At 66.7% G+C, this 16040-nt stretch carries 14 protein-coding genes; 9 read left to right on the top strand and 5 right to left on the bottom strand.

Annotated elements, in window-relative coordinates:
• Positions 1 to 12: 12 nt before the first annotated feature.
• From H9639_RS12370 to H9639_RS12360, 3 genes are read left to right on the top strand one after another with little or no spacing between them, the layout of a single operon-like run.
• Positions 13 to 1005 (top strand): NAD-dependent epimerase/dehydratase family protein, encoded by a 993-nt coding sequence (locus tag H9639_RS12370; RefSeq protein WP_191808369.1) that lies wholly within the window; start codon positions 13 to 15, stop codon positions 1003 to 1005.
• On the top strand, positions 986 to 2284 hold the full coding sequence (locus tag H9639_RS12365; protein ID WP_191808368.1) for a glycosyltransferase family 4 protein: 1299 nt from the start codon (positions 986 to 988) through the stop codon (positions 2282 to 2284). The genes H9639_RS12370 and H9639_RS12365 overlap by 20 nt, the downstream gene beginning before the upstream one ends.
• Positions 2271 to 2939, top strand: a complete 669-nt coding sequence (locus H9639_RS12360; RefSeq protein ID WP_318242076.1) for an LbetaH domain-containing protein — start codon at positions 2271 to 2273, stop codon at positions 2937 to 2939. The genes H9639_RS12365 and H9639_RS12360 overlap by 14 nt, the downstream gene beginning before the upstream one ends.
• A gap of 11 nt (positions 2940 to 2950) precedes the next feature.
• Here the strand turns inward: H9639_RS12360 and H9639_RS12355 are convergent, their stop codons facing one another.
• A complete protein-coding gene (locus H9639_RS12355) occupies positions 2951 to 3745 on the bottom strand; it encodes an SGNH/GDSL hydrolase family protein (RefSeq protein ID WP_191808367.1) in 795 nt (264 codons plus the stop codon).
• Between the two features lie 80 nt (positions 3746 to 3825).
• Between H9639_RS12355 and H9639_RS12350 the strand changes: the two genes are divergently transcribed.
• From H9639_RS12350 to H9639_RS12330, 5 genes are read left to right on the top strand one after another with little or no spacing between them, the layout of a single operon-like run.
• On the top strand, positions 3826 to 4698 hold the full coding sequence (locus tag H9639_RS12350; RefSeq protein ID WP_191808366.1) for a glycosyltransferase family 2 protein: 873 nt from the start codon (positions 3826 to 3828) through the stop codon (positions 4696 to 4698).
• Complete coding sequence (locus H9639_RS12345) at positions 4691 to 5887, top strand: glycosyltransferase (protein WP_191808365.1); 1197 nt, start codon at positions 4691 to 4693, stop codon at positions 5885 to 5887. The genes H9639_RS12350 and H9639_RS12345 overlap by 8 nt, the downstream gene beginning before the upstream one ends.
• Positions 5884 to 7335 (top strand): hypothetical protein, encoded by a 1452-nt coding sequence (locus H9639_RS12340; protein WP_191808364.1) that lies wholly within the window; start codon positions 5884 to 5886, stop codon positions 7333 to 7335. The genes H9639_RS12345 and H9639_RS12340 overlap by 4 nt, the downstream gene beginning before the upstream one ends.
• Positions 7332 to 8117, top strand: a complete 786-nt coding sequence (locus H9639_RS12335) for a CDP-alcohol phosphatidyltransferase family protein (protein ID WP_191808363.1) — start codon at positions 7332 to 7334, stop codon at positions 8115 to 8117. The genes H9639_RS12340 and H9639_RS12335 overlap by 4 nt, the downstream gene beginning before the upstream one ends.
• Complete coding sequence (locus H9639_RS12330; protein WP_191808362.1) at positions 8118 to 9350, top strand: MATE family efflux transporter; 1233 nt, start codon at positions 8118 to 8120, stop codon at positions 9348 to 9350.
• Between the two features lie 113 nt (positions 9351 to 9463).
• Here the strand turns inward: H9639_RS12330 and H9639_RS12325 are convergent, their stop codons facing one another.
• The 3 genes from H9639_RS12325 to H9639_RS17190 all read right to left on the bottom strand — a co-directional run bounded on the left by H9639_RS12325 (position 9464) and on the right by H9639_RS17190 (position 14927).
• Entirely contained in the window at positions 9464 to 10936 is a 1473-nt protein-coding gene (locus H9639_RS12325) for a polysaccharide biosynthesis tyrosine autokinase (protein WP_191808361.1), read from the bottom strand.
• Between the two features lie 60 nt (positions 10937 to 10996).
• Entirely contained in the window at positions 10997 to 11749 is a 753-nt protein-coding gene (locus H9639_RS12320; protein ID WP_191808360.1) for a hypothetical protein, read from the bottom strand.
• Between the two features lie 94 nt (positions 11750 to 11843).
• Positions 11844 to 14927, bottom strand: coding sequence for a CBM96 family carbohydrate-binding protein (locus tag H9639_RS17190; RefSeq protein ID WP_191808359.1), 3084 nt, complete (start codon positions 14925 to 14927; stop codon positions 11844 to 11846).
• Between the two features lie 243 nt (positions 14928 to 15170).
• On the opposite strand from H9639_RS17190, the gene H9639_RS12310 reads away from it, so the two are divergent.
• Positions 15171 to 15617: an adenylyltransferase/cytidyltransferase family protein gene (locus H9639_RS12310; RefSeq protein ID WP_191808358.1), complete on the top strand. Its 447-nt coding sequence runs from the start codon at positions 15171 to 15173 to the stop codon at positions 15615 to 15617.
• On the opposite strand, the gene H9639_RS12305 is transcribed toward H9639_RS12310, so the two are convergent.
• On the bottom strand, positions 15614 to 16039 hold the full coding sequence (locus H9639_RS12305; RefSeq protein WP_191808357.1) for a VanZ family protein: 426 nt from the start codon (positions 16037 to 16039) through the stop codon (positions 15614 to 15616). The genes H9639_RS12310 and H9639_RS12305 overlap by 4 nt on opposite strands.
• Position 16040: the final 1 nt, after the last annotated feature.

Here is a 16040-nt window from a genome sequence, read left to right as displayed (position 1 = left end):
GAAGCAGGAACCATGAAAACACTAGTTACCGGTGCGGGCGGGTTTATCGGCGGCCACCTGGTGGCCCGGCTGGTCAGGGACGGCCACCAGGTGAGGGCTGTCGACTGCAAGCCGTTTGACGAGTGGTATCAGCTCCACGAAGGAGCCGAAAACGTCCAGGGCGACTGCTCCCTGCTGGAGACCGCCCGGGAAGTCACGCGCGGAATGCAGTACGTCTACAACCTCGCAGCGGACATGGGCGGCATGGGCTTCATCGAAAACAACAAGGCACTGTGCATGCTCACGGTCCTGACCAGCACGCACATGCTCGTGGCCGCCCGGGACGAGGGCGTTGAACGGTACTTCTACAGCAGCTCGGCCTGCGTCTACGCAGCGGAGCATCAAACCAGTGCCGACGTCGTTGCTCTGAAGGAAGAAGACGCCTACCCGGCCCAGCCAGAAGACGGCTACGGCTGGGAGAAGCTCTTTGCCGAACGCATGTGCCGGCATTTCCAGGAAGATTACGGGCTGCAGACCCGGGTGGCACGTTTCCACAATGTCTACGGACCGGAGGGAACCTGGGAAGGCGGCCGTGAGAAGGCTCCGGCAGCGCTGTGCCGGAAGTTCGCCGCCGCCGCCCTCACCGGGGACCTGGACGTGGAGATCTGGGGCGACGGCGAACAGACCCGGAGCTTTATGTACATCGATGACTGCATCAGGGGAATCCTCGAGATCATGAACGGGGACTTCGCGGAACCGGTGAATCTTGGCTCAGCGGAACTGGTCTCGATCAACCAGATGGCCGACCTGCTGGAGCAGATCTCCGGCACCACCGTGAACCGCAGGTACAAGCTGGACGCGCCGCAGGGCGTCCGCGGCCGCAACAGCGACAACACGCTCTTCCGCTCCGTCTACGGCTGGGAGCCTTCCATCACCCTGAAGGACGGGCTGGAGCAGACCTACGAATGGATCCGCGGGCAGATCATGGCACAGGGAGGGCTGGTCCATGCGGCTACAGGTGCATGACTTCTCCGGCCATCCGTTCCAGGCTGAGCTGTCCCGCGAACTGGCTGCGCGGGGCCACGCGGTGGACCACGTCTACTCCGCGCAGTACAGCAGCGGCAAGGGGGCCTTGGAACGGACCCCGGAAGATCCGGCGCTGCTGCGCTTCTCGCCCCTGGACTCCGGGAGGCCCTTCCAGAAGTACAGTGCGGTGGGCCGGCTGCGTTTTGAGCAGGCGTATGCGCGCGCCTGGCTCGAACACAACCGGCGCACGTCGCCGGAGTGCATTGTGGCCTGCAACGTGCCGCTGTTCGCGCTGGAGGGCTTCCGCCGGGCCGCAGCCCGCCGGAAGCAGCCCTGGCTGCTGTGGCACCAGGACCTGTTCAGCAACGCCATCAGCGAGGAGCTGGCACGCAAGTTCCCCGCGCCGGTGGCCGGAGGCGGCAGCGCACTGGTCCGCAGGACGGAGGCCGGGATAGTCCGCAGCGCGTCGCAGGTAGTGGCCATCGGAGAGGAATTCAGGAATGCATACCGGAAGTGGGGATTGGATACCGGACACGTCTCCGTCATCCCCAACTGGGCACCCCTGGCGGAGATTGTTCCGCGTCCGCGCAGCAATGCGTGGGCTGCCGCGCACCTGCCGGAGAGACCGGAGCTGCGGCTGCTCTACGCCGGGACCCTGGGACGGAAGCACAACCCGCTTCTGCTTGCAGACCTGCTGCGTTCGGCCCTGGCAGCCGGCCTGCCCGCGCGGCTGATCGTCGCGTCCGAAGGCGAAGGCATCGAGATGCTGCGCGCAGACGTGATGAAGGATCCGGGGCTGCCGGTGACCCTTTTGCCGTTCCAGCCGGCGGCGGACCTGCCGGACATGCTCGGTTCTGCCGACGTGCTGGTTACCATCCTGGAACCCGGGGCATCCCGCTTCTCAATTCCCAGCAAGGTGCTCAGTTCGCTGGCGGCAGGCCGTCCGCTGCTGGGCCTGATGCCGGAGGATAATCCCGCAGCCGCAGACATCCTGGAAGCACAGGGCTATGTGGGCCCGCCCACCGCAGCAGGTGTTTCCGGAGCCGTGGGGTGGCTGCAGAACCTGATCCGAGATCCCTCTGCCGCGGATGAGCTCGGGGCCCGGGGCCGGGCACTGGCGGAAAGCAGGTTTGGGATTGTTCCGATCGCGGACCGGTTCGAGGAAGTGCTCCGGCGGGCTATGCCGGGCGCTGACCCGGGTTCTGCCTTCCGTTCCCGGGCGGCGCATGCCCGGCATCCGGGCGGGCTGCGCCGGAGAGCGCAAAATGCTGAAGCCTAAACCCCGCTCCATGCTGGACAACGGCGGTGCTGCCGGCGGTGCAGCTGGGCAGCGCCGCCGCGCCGGTGCCGTCATCGATCTGTCCAAGGCACCCGGCTCCAGAGAATCCTGGGGGCGGCCCCGTCCCGTGGTGTACCTGTGGTCCGCGTGCGAACTGGTCTTTGTCACCAACCCGTGGCAGATCAGCTCCCGGCTGCGCGTCGCCGTGCTGCGCGCGTTCGGGGCAGAGATTGCCGACGGCGTGATCTTCCGTCCGCGCACCCGGGTCAAAGCGCCCTGGAAACTCCACATCGGTGCCAGATCCTGGATTGGTGAGGGGGTCTGGTTCCACAACCAGGACCACATCTGGATCGGAGCCGACGTCGTTATATCCCAGGAGAGTTTCCTGACCACGGGAAGCCACCGGGTCCGCTCGGATATGGGACTGGTAACCAGTCCCATCCGGATTGACGACGGCGCCTGGGTCACCTCGCGCTGCATGGTGCTGGGGGGAACCCGGATCGGCAGGTCCGCCGTCATCCAGCCAATGACCGTGGTCAAAGGAACCATAGGCGCCAACCGGATCTACGGTGCCTCGAACCAGCCTGCAGAGCTGGGCGACCGGTTCACGGATGAGGCGGACGGCCGGGACCCTGCCGCCCCGGGCCAGCCGTGAAACCGGCGGCCTTACCGGCGCAGACCCGACACCGTCTCGGCCAGGAGCGGGTAAATCTTCTCCGCCAGGTAGGCGTGGCCGGCATCGGTGGGGTGGACGCCGTCCAAACCGATCAGGGATCCGTCTGTCCCGGCGAACCAGCCTTCGGCCAGCGCGTCCACGTAACGGACCCCCTCATCTGCCGCCGCCCTGGCCATGGCCTCGTTGTTCGCGGCAATGAAGTCCGGTACGTTCCCGTCCACCCACACCGGGCCAACCACCACGATCTGTGCTTTCGGAGTGAGGGTGCGGAGGTCCGAGTACAGTGCCCGCGCGGCCTCGTACATGACCGGGTCGCTTTGCCTGCCGTCGTTGCGGCTGCCGAAGACCAGCACCACGTCCGCTTCCGGGCTCAGCCGCTGGGTTGCAGCTTCACGGAATACCAATCCGGTGGCGCCCCGGGCAATGTAGCCGGAACCGGGCTGTGCCACCGGGTTGATTTCCACGGGGGTGCTTCCGCCATGGAACCGGGTGCCTACCAGGCTGGTCCAGTTGGACAGGCCCTTCCCGCCTTCGGCGGAGCTGCCCACATAGGAATCCCCAAGGATCTCGATGCGCGGAACGGACACCGGCTCCGGGACGGCGGACGGCGGCGCCGCCCGTCCGGTGTCCCGCGGCGCCACTCCGGTGGCGGGCCCGGACTGGGACGTGGACAAGGCGTAAAGCGAGAGCAACACCGCCGCCAGGGCCAGCACCATCAGACCAAGAATGCGCGGTCCCCGGCTGCGAACGCGGGAAGACCGGCGGGTGGTGTGTCTGGTAGGCATTCCCCAACACTAAGCCAGGGTCAACGCCCGGACTAGATTTCCACGACAAAAATAATTACCTGCTTCAAGGGGGGAAGTACGTGAATAAAATACCTATCTCGGTTTTAATTCAGACCCGAAACGAGGAAAAAGGAATCAGCCAGGCCCTCGCGGCCCTGGTGGATTTCGATGAGGTTATTGTTGTTGATTCCAACAGCACTGACCGGACAGCTGAGCTGGCCCGGGAGAACGGTGCCAGGGTTATCAATTTCACCTGGAACGGAGCGTTCCCGCAGAAGAAGCAGTGGCAGCTGGAGAACGTGGAAACCCGCCATGACTGGCTCCTGATGCTGGACGCGGACGAGTACCCCACGCCGGACCTGATCACGGAACTGGCCGCGGTTGCTGATGACCCTGCCGAGGAGCGGGTCGCATTCGACCTCCCGATCGCGTACTACTTCGCCGGCAGGCGGCTTGAACACGGCCACCGTGTGGTCAAGAGATCGTTCCTGCGCCGGGGCAAAAATGAGTTCCGCAACATCGATCTGCTGCACCTGCCCGGGATGGGGGAGGTGGAGGCGCACTACCAGCCCCGGCCCAGCGGTCCGGTGGGCCGCGCCACCGCCTTGCTGGTGCATAACGACGCCGATCCGGTGCGGACCTGGTTCGACCGCCACAACCGCTACTCCGACTGGGAAGCGTACCTGCGCCATCACCCGGACACCCGGGACAGCGTCCGCGCCTCCAAGAGCACGCAGGGCCGGCGCTTCGACGCCGTGCCGTTCAAACCGATGGTGTTTTTCCTGTACAGCTATGTTCTCCGCAGAGGATTCCTGGACGGCCGCGCCGGGTTTGACTACGCGCTGGCGCTGTCCATGTACTACTGGCAGATCGGCCTCAAAAGCCGGGAGCTGGCCCGTCTGGAACGCAGTGCACCCGGCACACAACCGGTGACGGAACACAACCATGGCTGATGACCAGACCGCGCAAACGCGCCAGCTGCGGGTGCTGCAGATCGGCGGTCTGGCCGGCCCCGGTGCAGCCGCCGGGGGAGTGTGGGCGGTAGCCCGGATGCAGAGCGCCGCCCTGGCCGCGGCGGGCGCCGCCGTCGAACTGCTGGGCGGCTGGCTCGGTGAACCTCCCCCGGTGGAGCGGGGAAGCGCCCCGTATACCGTGCGGTACTGCCGGGTCCGCCGGCCCTTCCCGGGAGCGAAGCTGCGCGGTCTGGCGGGCCTGGCCCTGCCGTGGCACGCGGCGGTGCTCGGACGCAGCGCCGACGTCGTGCATGTGCACCTCTGCCGCGACTTCATCACCACGGCGGCCACACTGCTGCTGCGACGCACGGGTGTTCCCGTGGTGGCCCAGTCTCACGGGATGCTGGTGCCTTCCGGTGCCGCGCCGGTCCGGGTGTTTGACCGGTTCATTCTGCGGCACGTGCTGCGGGTGCCGGCCCTGTGGCTAACGCTGACAGCGCAGGAGGAGCGGGACCTGCAGCAGCTGGGGGTCCGGCGCAGCCGGATGCGCCGGGTGGTGAACGCGGTGCCCGAGCCCGTTCTGCGGTGGTCGGATCCGGAACAGCAGGTGTTCCTGTTCGCCGCCCGGCTCGCTGCCCGCAAACAACCGGCGGTGTTTGTGCAGGCAGCCGTTGAAGCGCTCGACGCCGGATTGGACGCCCGCTTTGTCCTCGCCGGCCCGGACCAGGGCGAGGCAGCGAAGGTGCGGGCGCTGATTGCCCGTTCTGGGCACGCGGAGCGCTTTGAACTGACCGGTGAGCTCACTCCGGATGAGGTGCAGGCAGCGATGGCACGGTGCACGGCCTTTGTGCTGCCGTCGCTGAACGAGCCCTATCCCATGGCCGTGATCGAGGCCGCTGCCCTGGGCGTTCCGCTGATTGTGAGCACGGAATGCGGCCTGGCACCGGAACTGGAACTGGCCGGCGCCGCGGTTCTCAGCGAACCCTCCGCCGGTGCCCTGGCGGAGGCCATGCGCAAACTGGGGGCGGACTTCCAGGCCCGGAGTGACCTCAGTGCCCGGGCCGTGGACCTGCACCGCACCGTGTGGTCGGCGGAGAAGCTGGCCCAGGACCTCCTCTCCCGTTACGCGCTCGCCGGCAGTTCCAGGCACGGCCAGCGGCCCAGGCGGAGGAAAGCAGGAATCCGATGAAAAACACGCTGGGAACACACACCCCCCTTCGCCCGGTGGTGCTGGAGCCGGAGCCGAGACGAGGCCTGCGTTCGGCGGGAGCGCTGGCGGCCTTTTTGGTCTTCGCCGTTGTGCTGCCGCTCCTGGCACGCGGGGCAGCAGCCGTGGCGTACACCGACACGGATTTCCTGATCCGGTATGCGGTGGCCCTGTACGCGGCGGTCAAGATCGCAGCACTGATGTGGAACGCTGATATCCGCCCGGTGGCGGGCGTGTTCTGGATCTTCGTGTACACCGGAATGGGGCTGGCACCGTTGGCCCAGCTGACCACGGGAAGCTCCACTGCCTTGGCCATCCAGGTGGATGAAGACCTGCTGACACTCGCCAGTTTCCTCATCCTGCTGGGATGCCTTTGCTTTGACGCCGCCTATCATGTGCGAATCCGCGGCGGGCAGGCAGCTCGGCCCCGGTTCCGGATACTGCGAAGCCTGCGCACACTGCGCTTCTTTTCTGCGGGGGCCGTTGCGGCAGCCCTGGTATACATCGTTCAACTGGGCGGGGTGGCCGTCTTTTTCCTCAGCCGGGAGGAAACCAGCGACGCCCTGGATGCGATTAACCCGGACAGCGGCCAGGCGATGCGGGCCATCATTTCCGCCACCGCTTCCGTGGCCTGCCTGACTGCACTCATCTTCTACATCCACGTATGGCGGAACCGGCAGCGGCCGCTTGCGCTGGTGGATACGGCACTGATCGGGGCGCTGGCGGTGGCCAACGTCGTCGTCAACAATCCGATCTCCAATTCGCGGTACTGGACCCTGGCAGTGCTGTTCGGCCTGCTGCTGCCGCTGTTCCGGGGCCGCAAGGGCATCTTCAACGTGATGCTCGCGGGCGGGGTGCTGGCGTCCATCCTGGTCTTCCCGCTCTCCGACGTGACGCGGCGGGCCGCCGGAACCGGCACAGCCGTGCATTTCGACTCCGTGTGGACCACCATCGCCACCAAGGACTATGACCAGTTCACCATGCTGGCCAACACCCTCGGTTACACCCAGGAACAGGGGCTGTCCTGGGGGCACCAGGCGCTGGGGGCGCTGTTCTTCTGGGTGCCGCGTGTGGTCTGGGAAGACAAGCCCTTCGACACCGGGGTGGAGGTTGGGATGTGGATGAACAGTGCCAACCTCAACCTCTCAGCGCCGCTGTGGGCGGAATCCTGGATCAACTTTGGCCTCATCGGGCTGATTGCGGCGTTTACCGGGCTGGGATTCCTGGCCCGGCGGCTGGACGCGGGCTTCCGGACGGACATCCTCAGCCGCGGTTCCGTGGGCTACCTGGGCATCTCCATCTTCGCCGGGTACCTGTTCATCCTGCTGCGTGGATCGCTGCTGCAGTCCATGGGGCGGCTGATGGTCCTGGCACTGTCCATCTGGATTCTCACGGCTGTGGCCAGCCGCAAAGAAGGAGCACAACCATGAGCCGGACCCTTCCGCACCCCGCCGCCAAGCCGGGCTTCCGCGAGTCGTTCAACCAGCTGAAGCAGGCGCAGAAGAGCCGCAAGGGAGTGCCGCTGTACCTGCTCTGGGTCAACCGTCCAGCCGGGCGGGTGGTGGCCGCCGCGCTGCGGAACACGCGGATACGGCCCAACCACGTGACCTTCGCCGGCGCCGTCCTGACCTACGGTTCCCTGCTGTGGCTGGCCTTCGGTGCCACCGCAGCTCCGGTCTCCGCCCTGGCCGGGGTGCTGCTGGCACTGGGCTACGTGCTGGATTCCGCGGACGGTCAGCTGGCCCGGCTGCAGGGGCGCAGCTCAGCCTATGGGGAATGGCTGGACCACATCCTGGACAACGGCCGGATAGCCGTGATGCACGTGGCGGCGTTCTGCTTCCTCGCCCGGAACACCGACTACCCGGTGCTGCTGCTGGCAGGCTGCACGGGAGCTTTCCTGGTAGCCAGTTCCACCATCTTTTTTGGCGGTGCGCTCCTGGACCAGCTTCGGCGGAACGCTGCGCGCGGATCGGACGGACCCGCGGGATCCACCGGGCCGGACAGGCCTGCCGGGCCGCAGGACGGCCGCCGCCAGATGCGCCGGTCGGTGATCACGCTCCCGGTGGACTACGGGATGACCTGCCTGGCGTTCCTGCTGCTGCCCTGGCCGGATGTTTTCCTGGTTGTCTACGCAGTGCTGGCTGGAGCCCACGTGCTGATGTGCGCAGCGTTCCTCCCCAAGTGGCGCTCAGAGCTGCTGAGGCTGAGCTGAGTGGGCAGACTGCGGCGCGTAGTCACCTTCACGGACCAGGGCGTCTCCAGCCTGTCCAATTTTGTGGCTGTGGCCATCGCGGCGAACGTTGCCAGTGTCCACCAGTTTGGCCAGTTCTCCCTCGCTTACGCCGGTCTTCTGCTCTTCCTCGGCGGGCAGCGTGCCCTGGTCGGAGAGACGCTGCTGGTCCGGTACTCACGGACCGGCCAGCTGACCCGTGAGATCGCCGCTGCGAGCCTGGGTGCAAGCGCGCTGACCGCGGTGCCTGCGGTCCTGCTTCTTCTGGTGGGGGCGGCTGCAGCGGGGCCGGCGAACGCAGCACTGTGGCTGGTGATGGCGGCAGCTGCTCCCGTGGTGCTGCTGCAGGACAGCCTTCGATACCTGTTCATCTGCGAGGGCGTACCCGGACGGGCACTGGCGATCGACGGCGCATGGGCGGTCATCTCCATCACGGCGATGCTGACGGCGGCCCAGGCCGGCGCCGGACTCGCTGCGGTCCTGGCGTGGTGGGGAGCCGGTGCTGGGACCGCTCTGCTGATGGGGCTGCTGCTGGCCCGCTGCGTTCCGGCGGTACCCGCCGGCGTCAGGTGGCTGTGGTTCAACCGCAGGTTCGCCTTCCGGTACGCCGGGGAGTTCGCCGCGCTGAACGCGTCGTCTTTCGCCGTGCTGTATCTCCTGGTCTTTCCGCTGGGGGCAGCGGGGGTTGGGGCGCTCCGGGCCGCGCAGCTGCTCTTTTCGCCGCTGAACACGGTTTTCGGTGCTCTCAAGACGGCGGTCATTCCGGAGCTGGTCCGCAGCCGCGGCACGCCGGCCTTCCGGGCACGGCTGCTCGAGGCCTCGGCGGTTGTCCTGGCTCTGGGCCTGGGCTGGGGGGCTGCCGTGCTGCTCCTCCCGGCCGCGGCCGGTGAATTTGTGCTGGGGGAGACCTGGCAGAACGCTGAGGACCTGCGCTGGCCGTACGCCGTCCAGTACCTGGCGATGGTGCCGTACACCATCCTGCTTGCGTATTTCCGGGCATCCGAGTCCAACCAGCTCTCCACTCTGATGCGCGGCGCGCTCGCCGTACTCACCCTGATCCTGCCCCTGGCTCTTGCAGTTACGGGCTCCGTGGAGGCTTCGGCCTGGGGCTTTACCGCTGCGGTAGCCGTGGCGGCACTGTGCGGCGCCGTGGCCGTGATGCTGAACCGGCGCAGCCGCAGCACCCGGCACAAAGCCCTGGAACACGCCGACTGACCGGGAGCCGATGCCGGTGGACGTGCCACCCAGGAACGCCCCCGGAAAACTGCTCCGGGGGTGGGCGTTCCTGCCGGCGTGGTCAGTGGGGTGGCTGACCTGTCCTGGCCGGTTTAAGAGGTTCCTCGCCGGGCTGCGTGCTCCGGTGAGGGTCCGCGCCGGCTCTCCCGGAGGATCGCGGCTTCGGCTTCGGCCACCGGGGAGGCCGGGGCGCCGTCGTTGTCCATGGGCTGCAGCGAAGCGGCACCGTATTCGGAGCGGTACGCGGTGTTGGCATCCGGGCCGCTGCGCGGGATCCGGTTGAGCACCACGCCCACCACGTTGGCCTTCGCGAGGGTCAGCTGCTCCACAGAATTGGACAGGTTGTGCTGGCTGACCCGGGTGGCACCAACCACCAGCAGCACACCATCCGTATGGCGGGTCAGGATGGCAGCGTCAGCAACGGGGAGGACCGGCGGAGCATCGAAAATAATGACGTCGTAGTCGGTTTCCAGTTTCTGGACCAGTTCCTCCATGGCCTGGGACCCCAGCAGTTCGGTGGGATTTGGCGGCAGCGGCCCGGACGTCAGGACCGAGAGCCCGGCGGATCCCCAGGGCTGGGTGGCTTCCGTCAGCGTGATGCGTCCGATCAGGACGGTGGTCAGCCCCACACTGCCCTCCAGCCCGGTGGCATTGGCCACCGAAGGCAGCCGCAGATCGGCGTCGACCAGCAGGACCTTCTGCCCGCTGTGGGCGATGCTCAGCGCCAGGTTCAGCGCCACCGTGCTTTTGCCTTCGCCTGACTGTGAGGACGTGATGACCAGTGAGCGCATTTGCCGGCCGAGGGCAGCGAACTCCAGGTTGGTCCGCAGCCGGCGGAAGGAATCCGTTCCTGAACCGGACAGCACTGCCGGGCTGGGAGAGTTGCGGGGAACCTGAGTCTCCGTGATTCCGCCAAGCAGCGGCAGGTTGGTGGACCGGCGCAGGTCCGCTTCGGTGCGGACATGCCGGTCCAGGACGTGCCGCAGCACGGCCACGATCAGCCCGGCGGCCAGCCCGTACAGAAAACCGAGCATCAGGTTGAGCGCGGTATTGGGGCTGGCGGCACTGGAGGGCGGCTGTGCTGCGTCTACCGAGGTCAGGCGCACCGGTGACGGCAGCCCGTTGGTGGGCCGTTCAAGATCCGCGACCGAGGCGATCAGACTGGCGACTACCCCGTTGGCGATGTCCGCCGCCATCTCGGGCGAGGAGTCTGTGGCGGTGATGTCGATGAGGACGGTGTTACGGGAGGTGGACGCCTGGACGTTCTTCGCCAGCTCCTGGGCGGACATGTTCAGGCCCAGGTCTTCAATCACGGGATCCAGGACCTGCGGTTTGCGGGCCAGTCCCACGTAGGACTGGACACGCGCAAGCGCGAACGCGCTGCCCTGCTGGAGTTCAGCGGAAGTATCCACATTCTGGGTGGAAACAAAAAGACTGCTGGTGGCGGTATAGGTTTTTGGCATCAGGAGTGATGCAGCTGCGGCGGCAATGATGCCGATGAGCGCGAATGAGACTATGAGCATCCAGTTTCGGCGAAGAATTAGTATTTGTTCTCGCATATCCATTGGTTACCCCTTCCCTAGGATAGGCATTTAGAAAAGCAAGACAGGTTTAGAATCGAAATATCATGCGCGGGACCATGAATAGCACTGCGTTGATTCCACGCGGGCGGCATCAGCGCCGACCGACAGAGGCTGGGTTCCGTCGAAGGATCCGATGAGGTCCCCGCTCCCGGAATAGACGGAGATGCTGCATTCCTCCGACATGCCGTAGGCACGGTAGGTGCCGGGCGCAATCGACGGTTCCTCCGCCCACGGCGCCGCTTCCCCGACGGTAAATACGCCGTCCGGGAACCCGAGTGTGGCAGCTTCCAGTACGGGACGCAGGCCCGGGCAGAGGGAGACGATCGCGTCGGAAGTGTCTTGGGTGGGATTCATGATCAGCTCGCTGAGCACGGCGTCAGTGTCAACGGCGTTGGCGCTGGTGAGCTGGTCGCAGCGCTCCTCGCCCACCTGAAGAATGGCGTTGGGATCGTTGCCCTCCGGGACCTTGTCCTGGAGGAACTGCTTCTGTGCTTCATCAAACACGGGTTCCGGTGCCGGTTGCGGGGACTGGACCACGGCCTCGGCTTCCTCCTCGGTCGCTTCTTCCGCCCCGGCGGGGGACGAAGATGCCGGCGCAGAGGGCGTGGCTTTCGCTGAGCTGGAGGAGCTGGAGGAGCTGGAAGAGGCGGAAGCCGAAGACGACGGCGCCGGTGCGGCGTCGTTGGCCGGCTCAGTGGCGCTGCATCCGGCCGTCAGGCCGAGGCCCAGCAGGGGCAGCAGGAGCAGGCCGGACACCCACTTGGAGTGCGGTGGAGGGTTGAGACCAGGTTTCATAGCGTGTGCTTTCTGTTTGTTGGTGGAACCGGTCGGCGGGATGGTCCCTCCTGTGAAGCCGGGATAGCGGGTCGGGCGGATGTACCGGCGGCGGTTATTGGTCGAAGACCAGGGTCAGCACCGGGCGTCTCGTGGAGGAGGCTTCCTTGGTGTAGAACCAGGCGTTATCGGTGCCGACGCTGGTGATTCCCAGGTCGATGGAGCCGGAAAGCATGGCCGAGACAGCCGCGGCGTCCAGCTGCACCTGGTATGGCGTGTTGGCTGCCGCCGGTACGGTGCTGCCCAGAAGCGCAGCGGCCAAGGATGGCCGGTTGTTGTAGGTGGTGGAAGCTTCCGCCCACGTCCCTTCCACCGGGTGGATCGTGTGCGTGTTCAAGGAACCGGCGAAGCTGTCCGAGGTGGTGTACAGGCGGAGGGTGGCCGAGACCAGCCGCATGCCCGGCGGCACCTCGGTCCCGGCGGCGAACCGGAGGTAGGAGGTGTAGGCGAGGCTGCCGCGGGAGGCCATGGACGTGGCGGAGCCGTGGACGGTGCCGGGTGCTCCCTGGTTGACGTATGTGTCAGCCGTGGGTGTCAGGGTCAGGGTCACCGGCTCGGCCGGCGGTGCACCCGCAACGGTGGCTGCTGCCTGTGCCGAAGCGGGGCCGGTGTTGCCGGCCTCGTCCACTGCCAGCACCCGGTAGTAATAGGTTCCGGGCGACAGCTCATCGTCGGTGTAGGAAAGCACAGAGCCCCCGGTGGTGGTGAGCAAGGTTGGCTCTGCCGGCTCGAACCCGTCAGTGGTGGAACGGTGCACCTGGTATCCGGTGACTCCCACGTTGTCCGTGGCAGCCGCCCAGGTGAGGGTGGCGGTGGTGCCCTCCACGGCTGCCGTTGCCCCGGTGACTGCCGACGGCGCGGTGCTGTCAGGCTCCGGTTCCGGGCCGGCCCCGCCGGTTCCGGCAGCGAAGTGCTGTGCGGCCTGTGCCGCGCTCAGCGCGGTGGGATAGGCGGCGAACTCGTCGATGGATCCGGCGAAGTAGCCGCTGGAGGGGTTGCTGGGCCAGCGGAAGTTCAGCGTGTCTCCGCCAATCCGCCAGGAGCCCTTGTAGGTCTGGGCTGCAGGTGTCTCGCTGCTGGCGGCAACCTCGCCGTCGACGTACAGGATCCAGCCGGTCTCCGTCTGGCTGACCAGGGCATGATGCCACTCGTCGTCGTTGTACGCGGCGGTTGTGGCGCCCGCAACCAGGCTGTTGGCCGAGTTGCGGACGGTGAAGGCCAGGGTGCCGGCGTTGGTCATGTACAGGTTGCGGTCGACCGTGCCGCTGGAGTTGCGGTCGGCGCGGCGGTTGGGCTGGCCGGAGGCGAAGCCGAAGATCTCCCCGCCGCGGGTGGTGCTGGTTTTGAACCAGGCTTCCGCGGAATACGAGGCGGGGGCGGGGTAACGCTGCTGCCCGGAGATCTGATCATCGACGCCGTCAAACACCGCCGCTGTACTGCCCGGCACGGCGCCCGGTGTCCCTGCGGTCACCGGCGCACTGTAGGGAAGGCCGCGGTTGTTGCCCGGTGAGCTGTCCGCCGGAGCGTTGGCGGCGGCGTCGTCGAGCCGCCAGTAGGTGGTGGCGCCGTCGCGCAGGACCGCCGCCGGGTAGGGGTGGGTCTGCGTGGCCGTGGTGACCGAGACCTGGGCCGAGAGGGCACTGGTGTTGGTGCCGTCACTGGCACGGACCCGGTAGGAGTAGGCCGTTCCCGGACGTGCGGTGGTGTCGGTGAAGGACAGCTGCGGTGCATCGAACCAGGTGGAGCTGCCGGAAACGGTTCCCAGCGGCGTGGAGGAACCGTTGCGGAAAACACTGTAGGTCAGCCCGGAGTCATCGTTGTCGATGCTCTGGCGCCACCGGATGGTGTTTTCCCCGGTGGCCAGGCTGGAGACGCTGACGGCGGCAGGAGTGCCGGGCGGAGCGGAGGCCGGGCCCGGACCGAACCGGGTAATCCCCTGCTGCGGAGAGCCGTTGGTGCTGGTGAACTCACCGGCCACCCACATCACGTTGTTAGTGGCCGCCTTTGTCATGGCCATGGCCCTCGGACCGATTCCTTCACCGGTGCCGCCGTTGGTATCCGGGCTCCAGCCCAGGAAGGGGTACGGGTTGTCCACGTCCTGGGCGGAGAGGTGCCTGCGGTTGCCGTCGGCGAAGCCGCCCATGGTGGAGCAGTCGTGGACGTGGTGCCCGGAGTACAGCACACCGTTGTATGGCAGCACCGCCTGGGTTGCACCCTGGCAGGTGTCCTTCCAGACCTGTTCATAGTTGTTGTCCAGGGAGAGCCGGGCACGGCCGTCGAAGGATGTTGGGCCGGTGCCTTCACCGGCGATGTAGAAGTCGTCCCCGTCGCTGGTGATGTCCTTGATCACGGCTGTGCGGGGAACGTAACTGCGGGTGGGGTAGCTGCGTACGCTGGCTCCGCTGCTGTTGTCCACTACGGCCAGGGCCATGGAATCCGCGCCGTTGACTGTGGCGAAGTCGCCGCCGATTAGGACGACGCCGCGGCCTTCGGGGACATCGATGGTCCGTCCCACGGCGTCCACCTGCGGGGCCCAGGGGCGCAGGGCGCCGGTGGTGCTGACGGCGGCGAAGCTGCGGCGGGCGGTGCCGTTGACGCTCACAAAGTCGCCGCCGAAGTAAACGGTGTCCGCCGTGGCGGCAACGGCGCGGACGGTACTGGATATCGTGCCGGGGCGGAAGCCGGTGTCCACCGAGCAGCTGGGCAGGTTGATGGCCGCCAGGCGGTTGGCGGGGACACCGTTAACCGTGGTGAAGTTGCCGCCCACGTAGAGCTTCTTCCCGTCGGGGGAGACGTCCATGGCGCGGACCGTGGTTCCGGTGCCGCCGGTGAAGGACAGGGCGCACGACGTCGGGTTGCCGGTATAGGCGTCAAACGCGGCAAAGTTCACGGCCGCCCGGGCCTGGCTGGTGCCGGCGGTGGTTCCCGGCGGGCGGATCTGGGTGAACGTGCCGCCGACGTACATCACGCCGCCGGCCTCAGCGACGGTCCAGGCGATGCCGTTGGTCTGCCAGGTGGGCAGCGCCACTGCGTTGAACCCGATCCCGGGGGACAGCGCTGATGCCGGCGCCGTTATGCCGATGACTGCTGTCGCAGACAGGGCTGCGATGGAGACCATCGCCGCAAGTTTTTTCCGCACGGCTCAACCGCCTTGTTGTACTGGGGCACGGGCCCGCCGCCCGAAACTGACTCGAAGCGTAGCGGCGGTCGCGGATGCGCCCTACGGTGGGCCCTACCCGAATCCGATGCCTAGCTACCCTTCGTAAATACGGTCAATACTCGTGTTTACTGGCGCTCTACTTGAATACCCGGAAACCGCTTTACCACCTCCGGTATGCGCCCCAAGATGATCCTGGAGCACACCACATCTGGGGGTAAAGACATGGCGGTTCGGATTGGCTACGCCTCCGGCGTCTACGACCTTTTTCACATCGGGCACCTGAATCTGCTCAGGCATGCCCGCAGCCGGTGCGATTACCTGATTGCCGGCGTTGCCTCCCCGGAAATGACCGAACGGCTCAAAGGCACGACGCCGGTGGTTCCGCTCGCGGAGCGGCTGGAGATTGTGCGCAGCATCCGTTATGTGGATGACGTGGTGGTGGATGAGCACATCAATAAGGCCGACACCTGGGCTGAAGTGGGTTTCAACGTGTTCTTCAAGGGTGATGACTGGCGGGGTTCGGAGAAGGGCGACAGGCTGGAACGCGATATGGCCCGCATCCAGGTGGAGGTGGTTTACCTTCCCTACACCGCCACCACTTCTTCGACCATGCTCAGGAAGGCGCTGACGCTGCTGGACGGCAGGCAGATAGCAGCTGGGCAGGCCTAGTACCGGCGCGGCCGGCGCCGCCGGTTCCGTCCCAGGTTCCGCAGCGCCGAGCCCAGCACCACGCCGATCAGCGCCCCGGCCCCGTTGAGCAGCACGTCGACGCTGCTGGCGGAGCGTTCCGGAAGGAACAGGTACTGTGCCAGTTCCATGGCGGCGGAGAGCCCGAGGCAGAGGGCCAGCGCCAGCCACCATCGCCTCCCGGGCAGGAGCAGCGCCGCCAGCAGGCCGGGCAGAATGAACAGTGCCACGTTGGCCAGCCGTTCGACGTCGGCGTAGGTCACCCAGCCGGGCAGACCGCGGGTCTGCAGCCAGGCAAGGGCCTTGAGTACATCGCCGTACACCGGACGGTCCACCGGTGTGGGGTTCAGCAGGACGGCGGTCAACGCTCCGGCGGTGCTGAGCGCGCAGAGCCACAAGACCACC

It is taken from the genome of Arthrobacter gallicola (assembly GCF_014836775.1).
Classification (GTDB): Bacteria; Actinomycetota; Actinomycetes; order Actinomycetales; family Micrococcaceae; genus Arthrobacter_B; species Arthrobacter_B gallicola.
The sequence above is the reverse complement of the archived record's forward strand: the minus strand, read 5'-3'. Positions and strand labels throughout refer to the sequence as shown.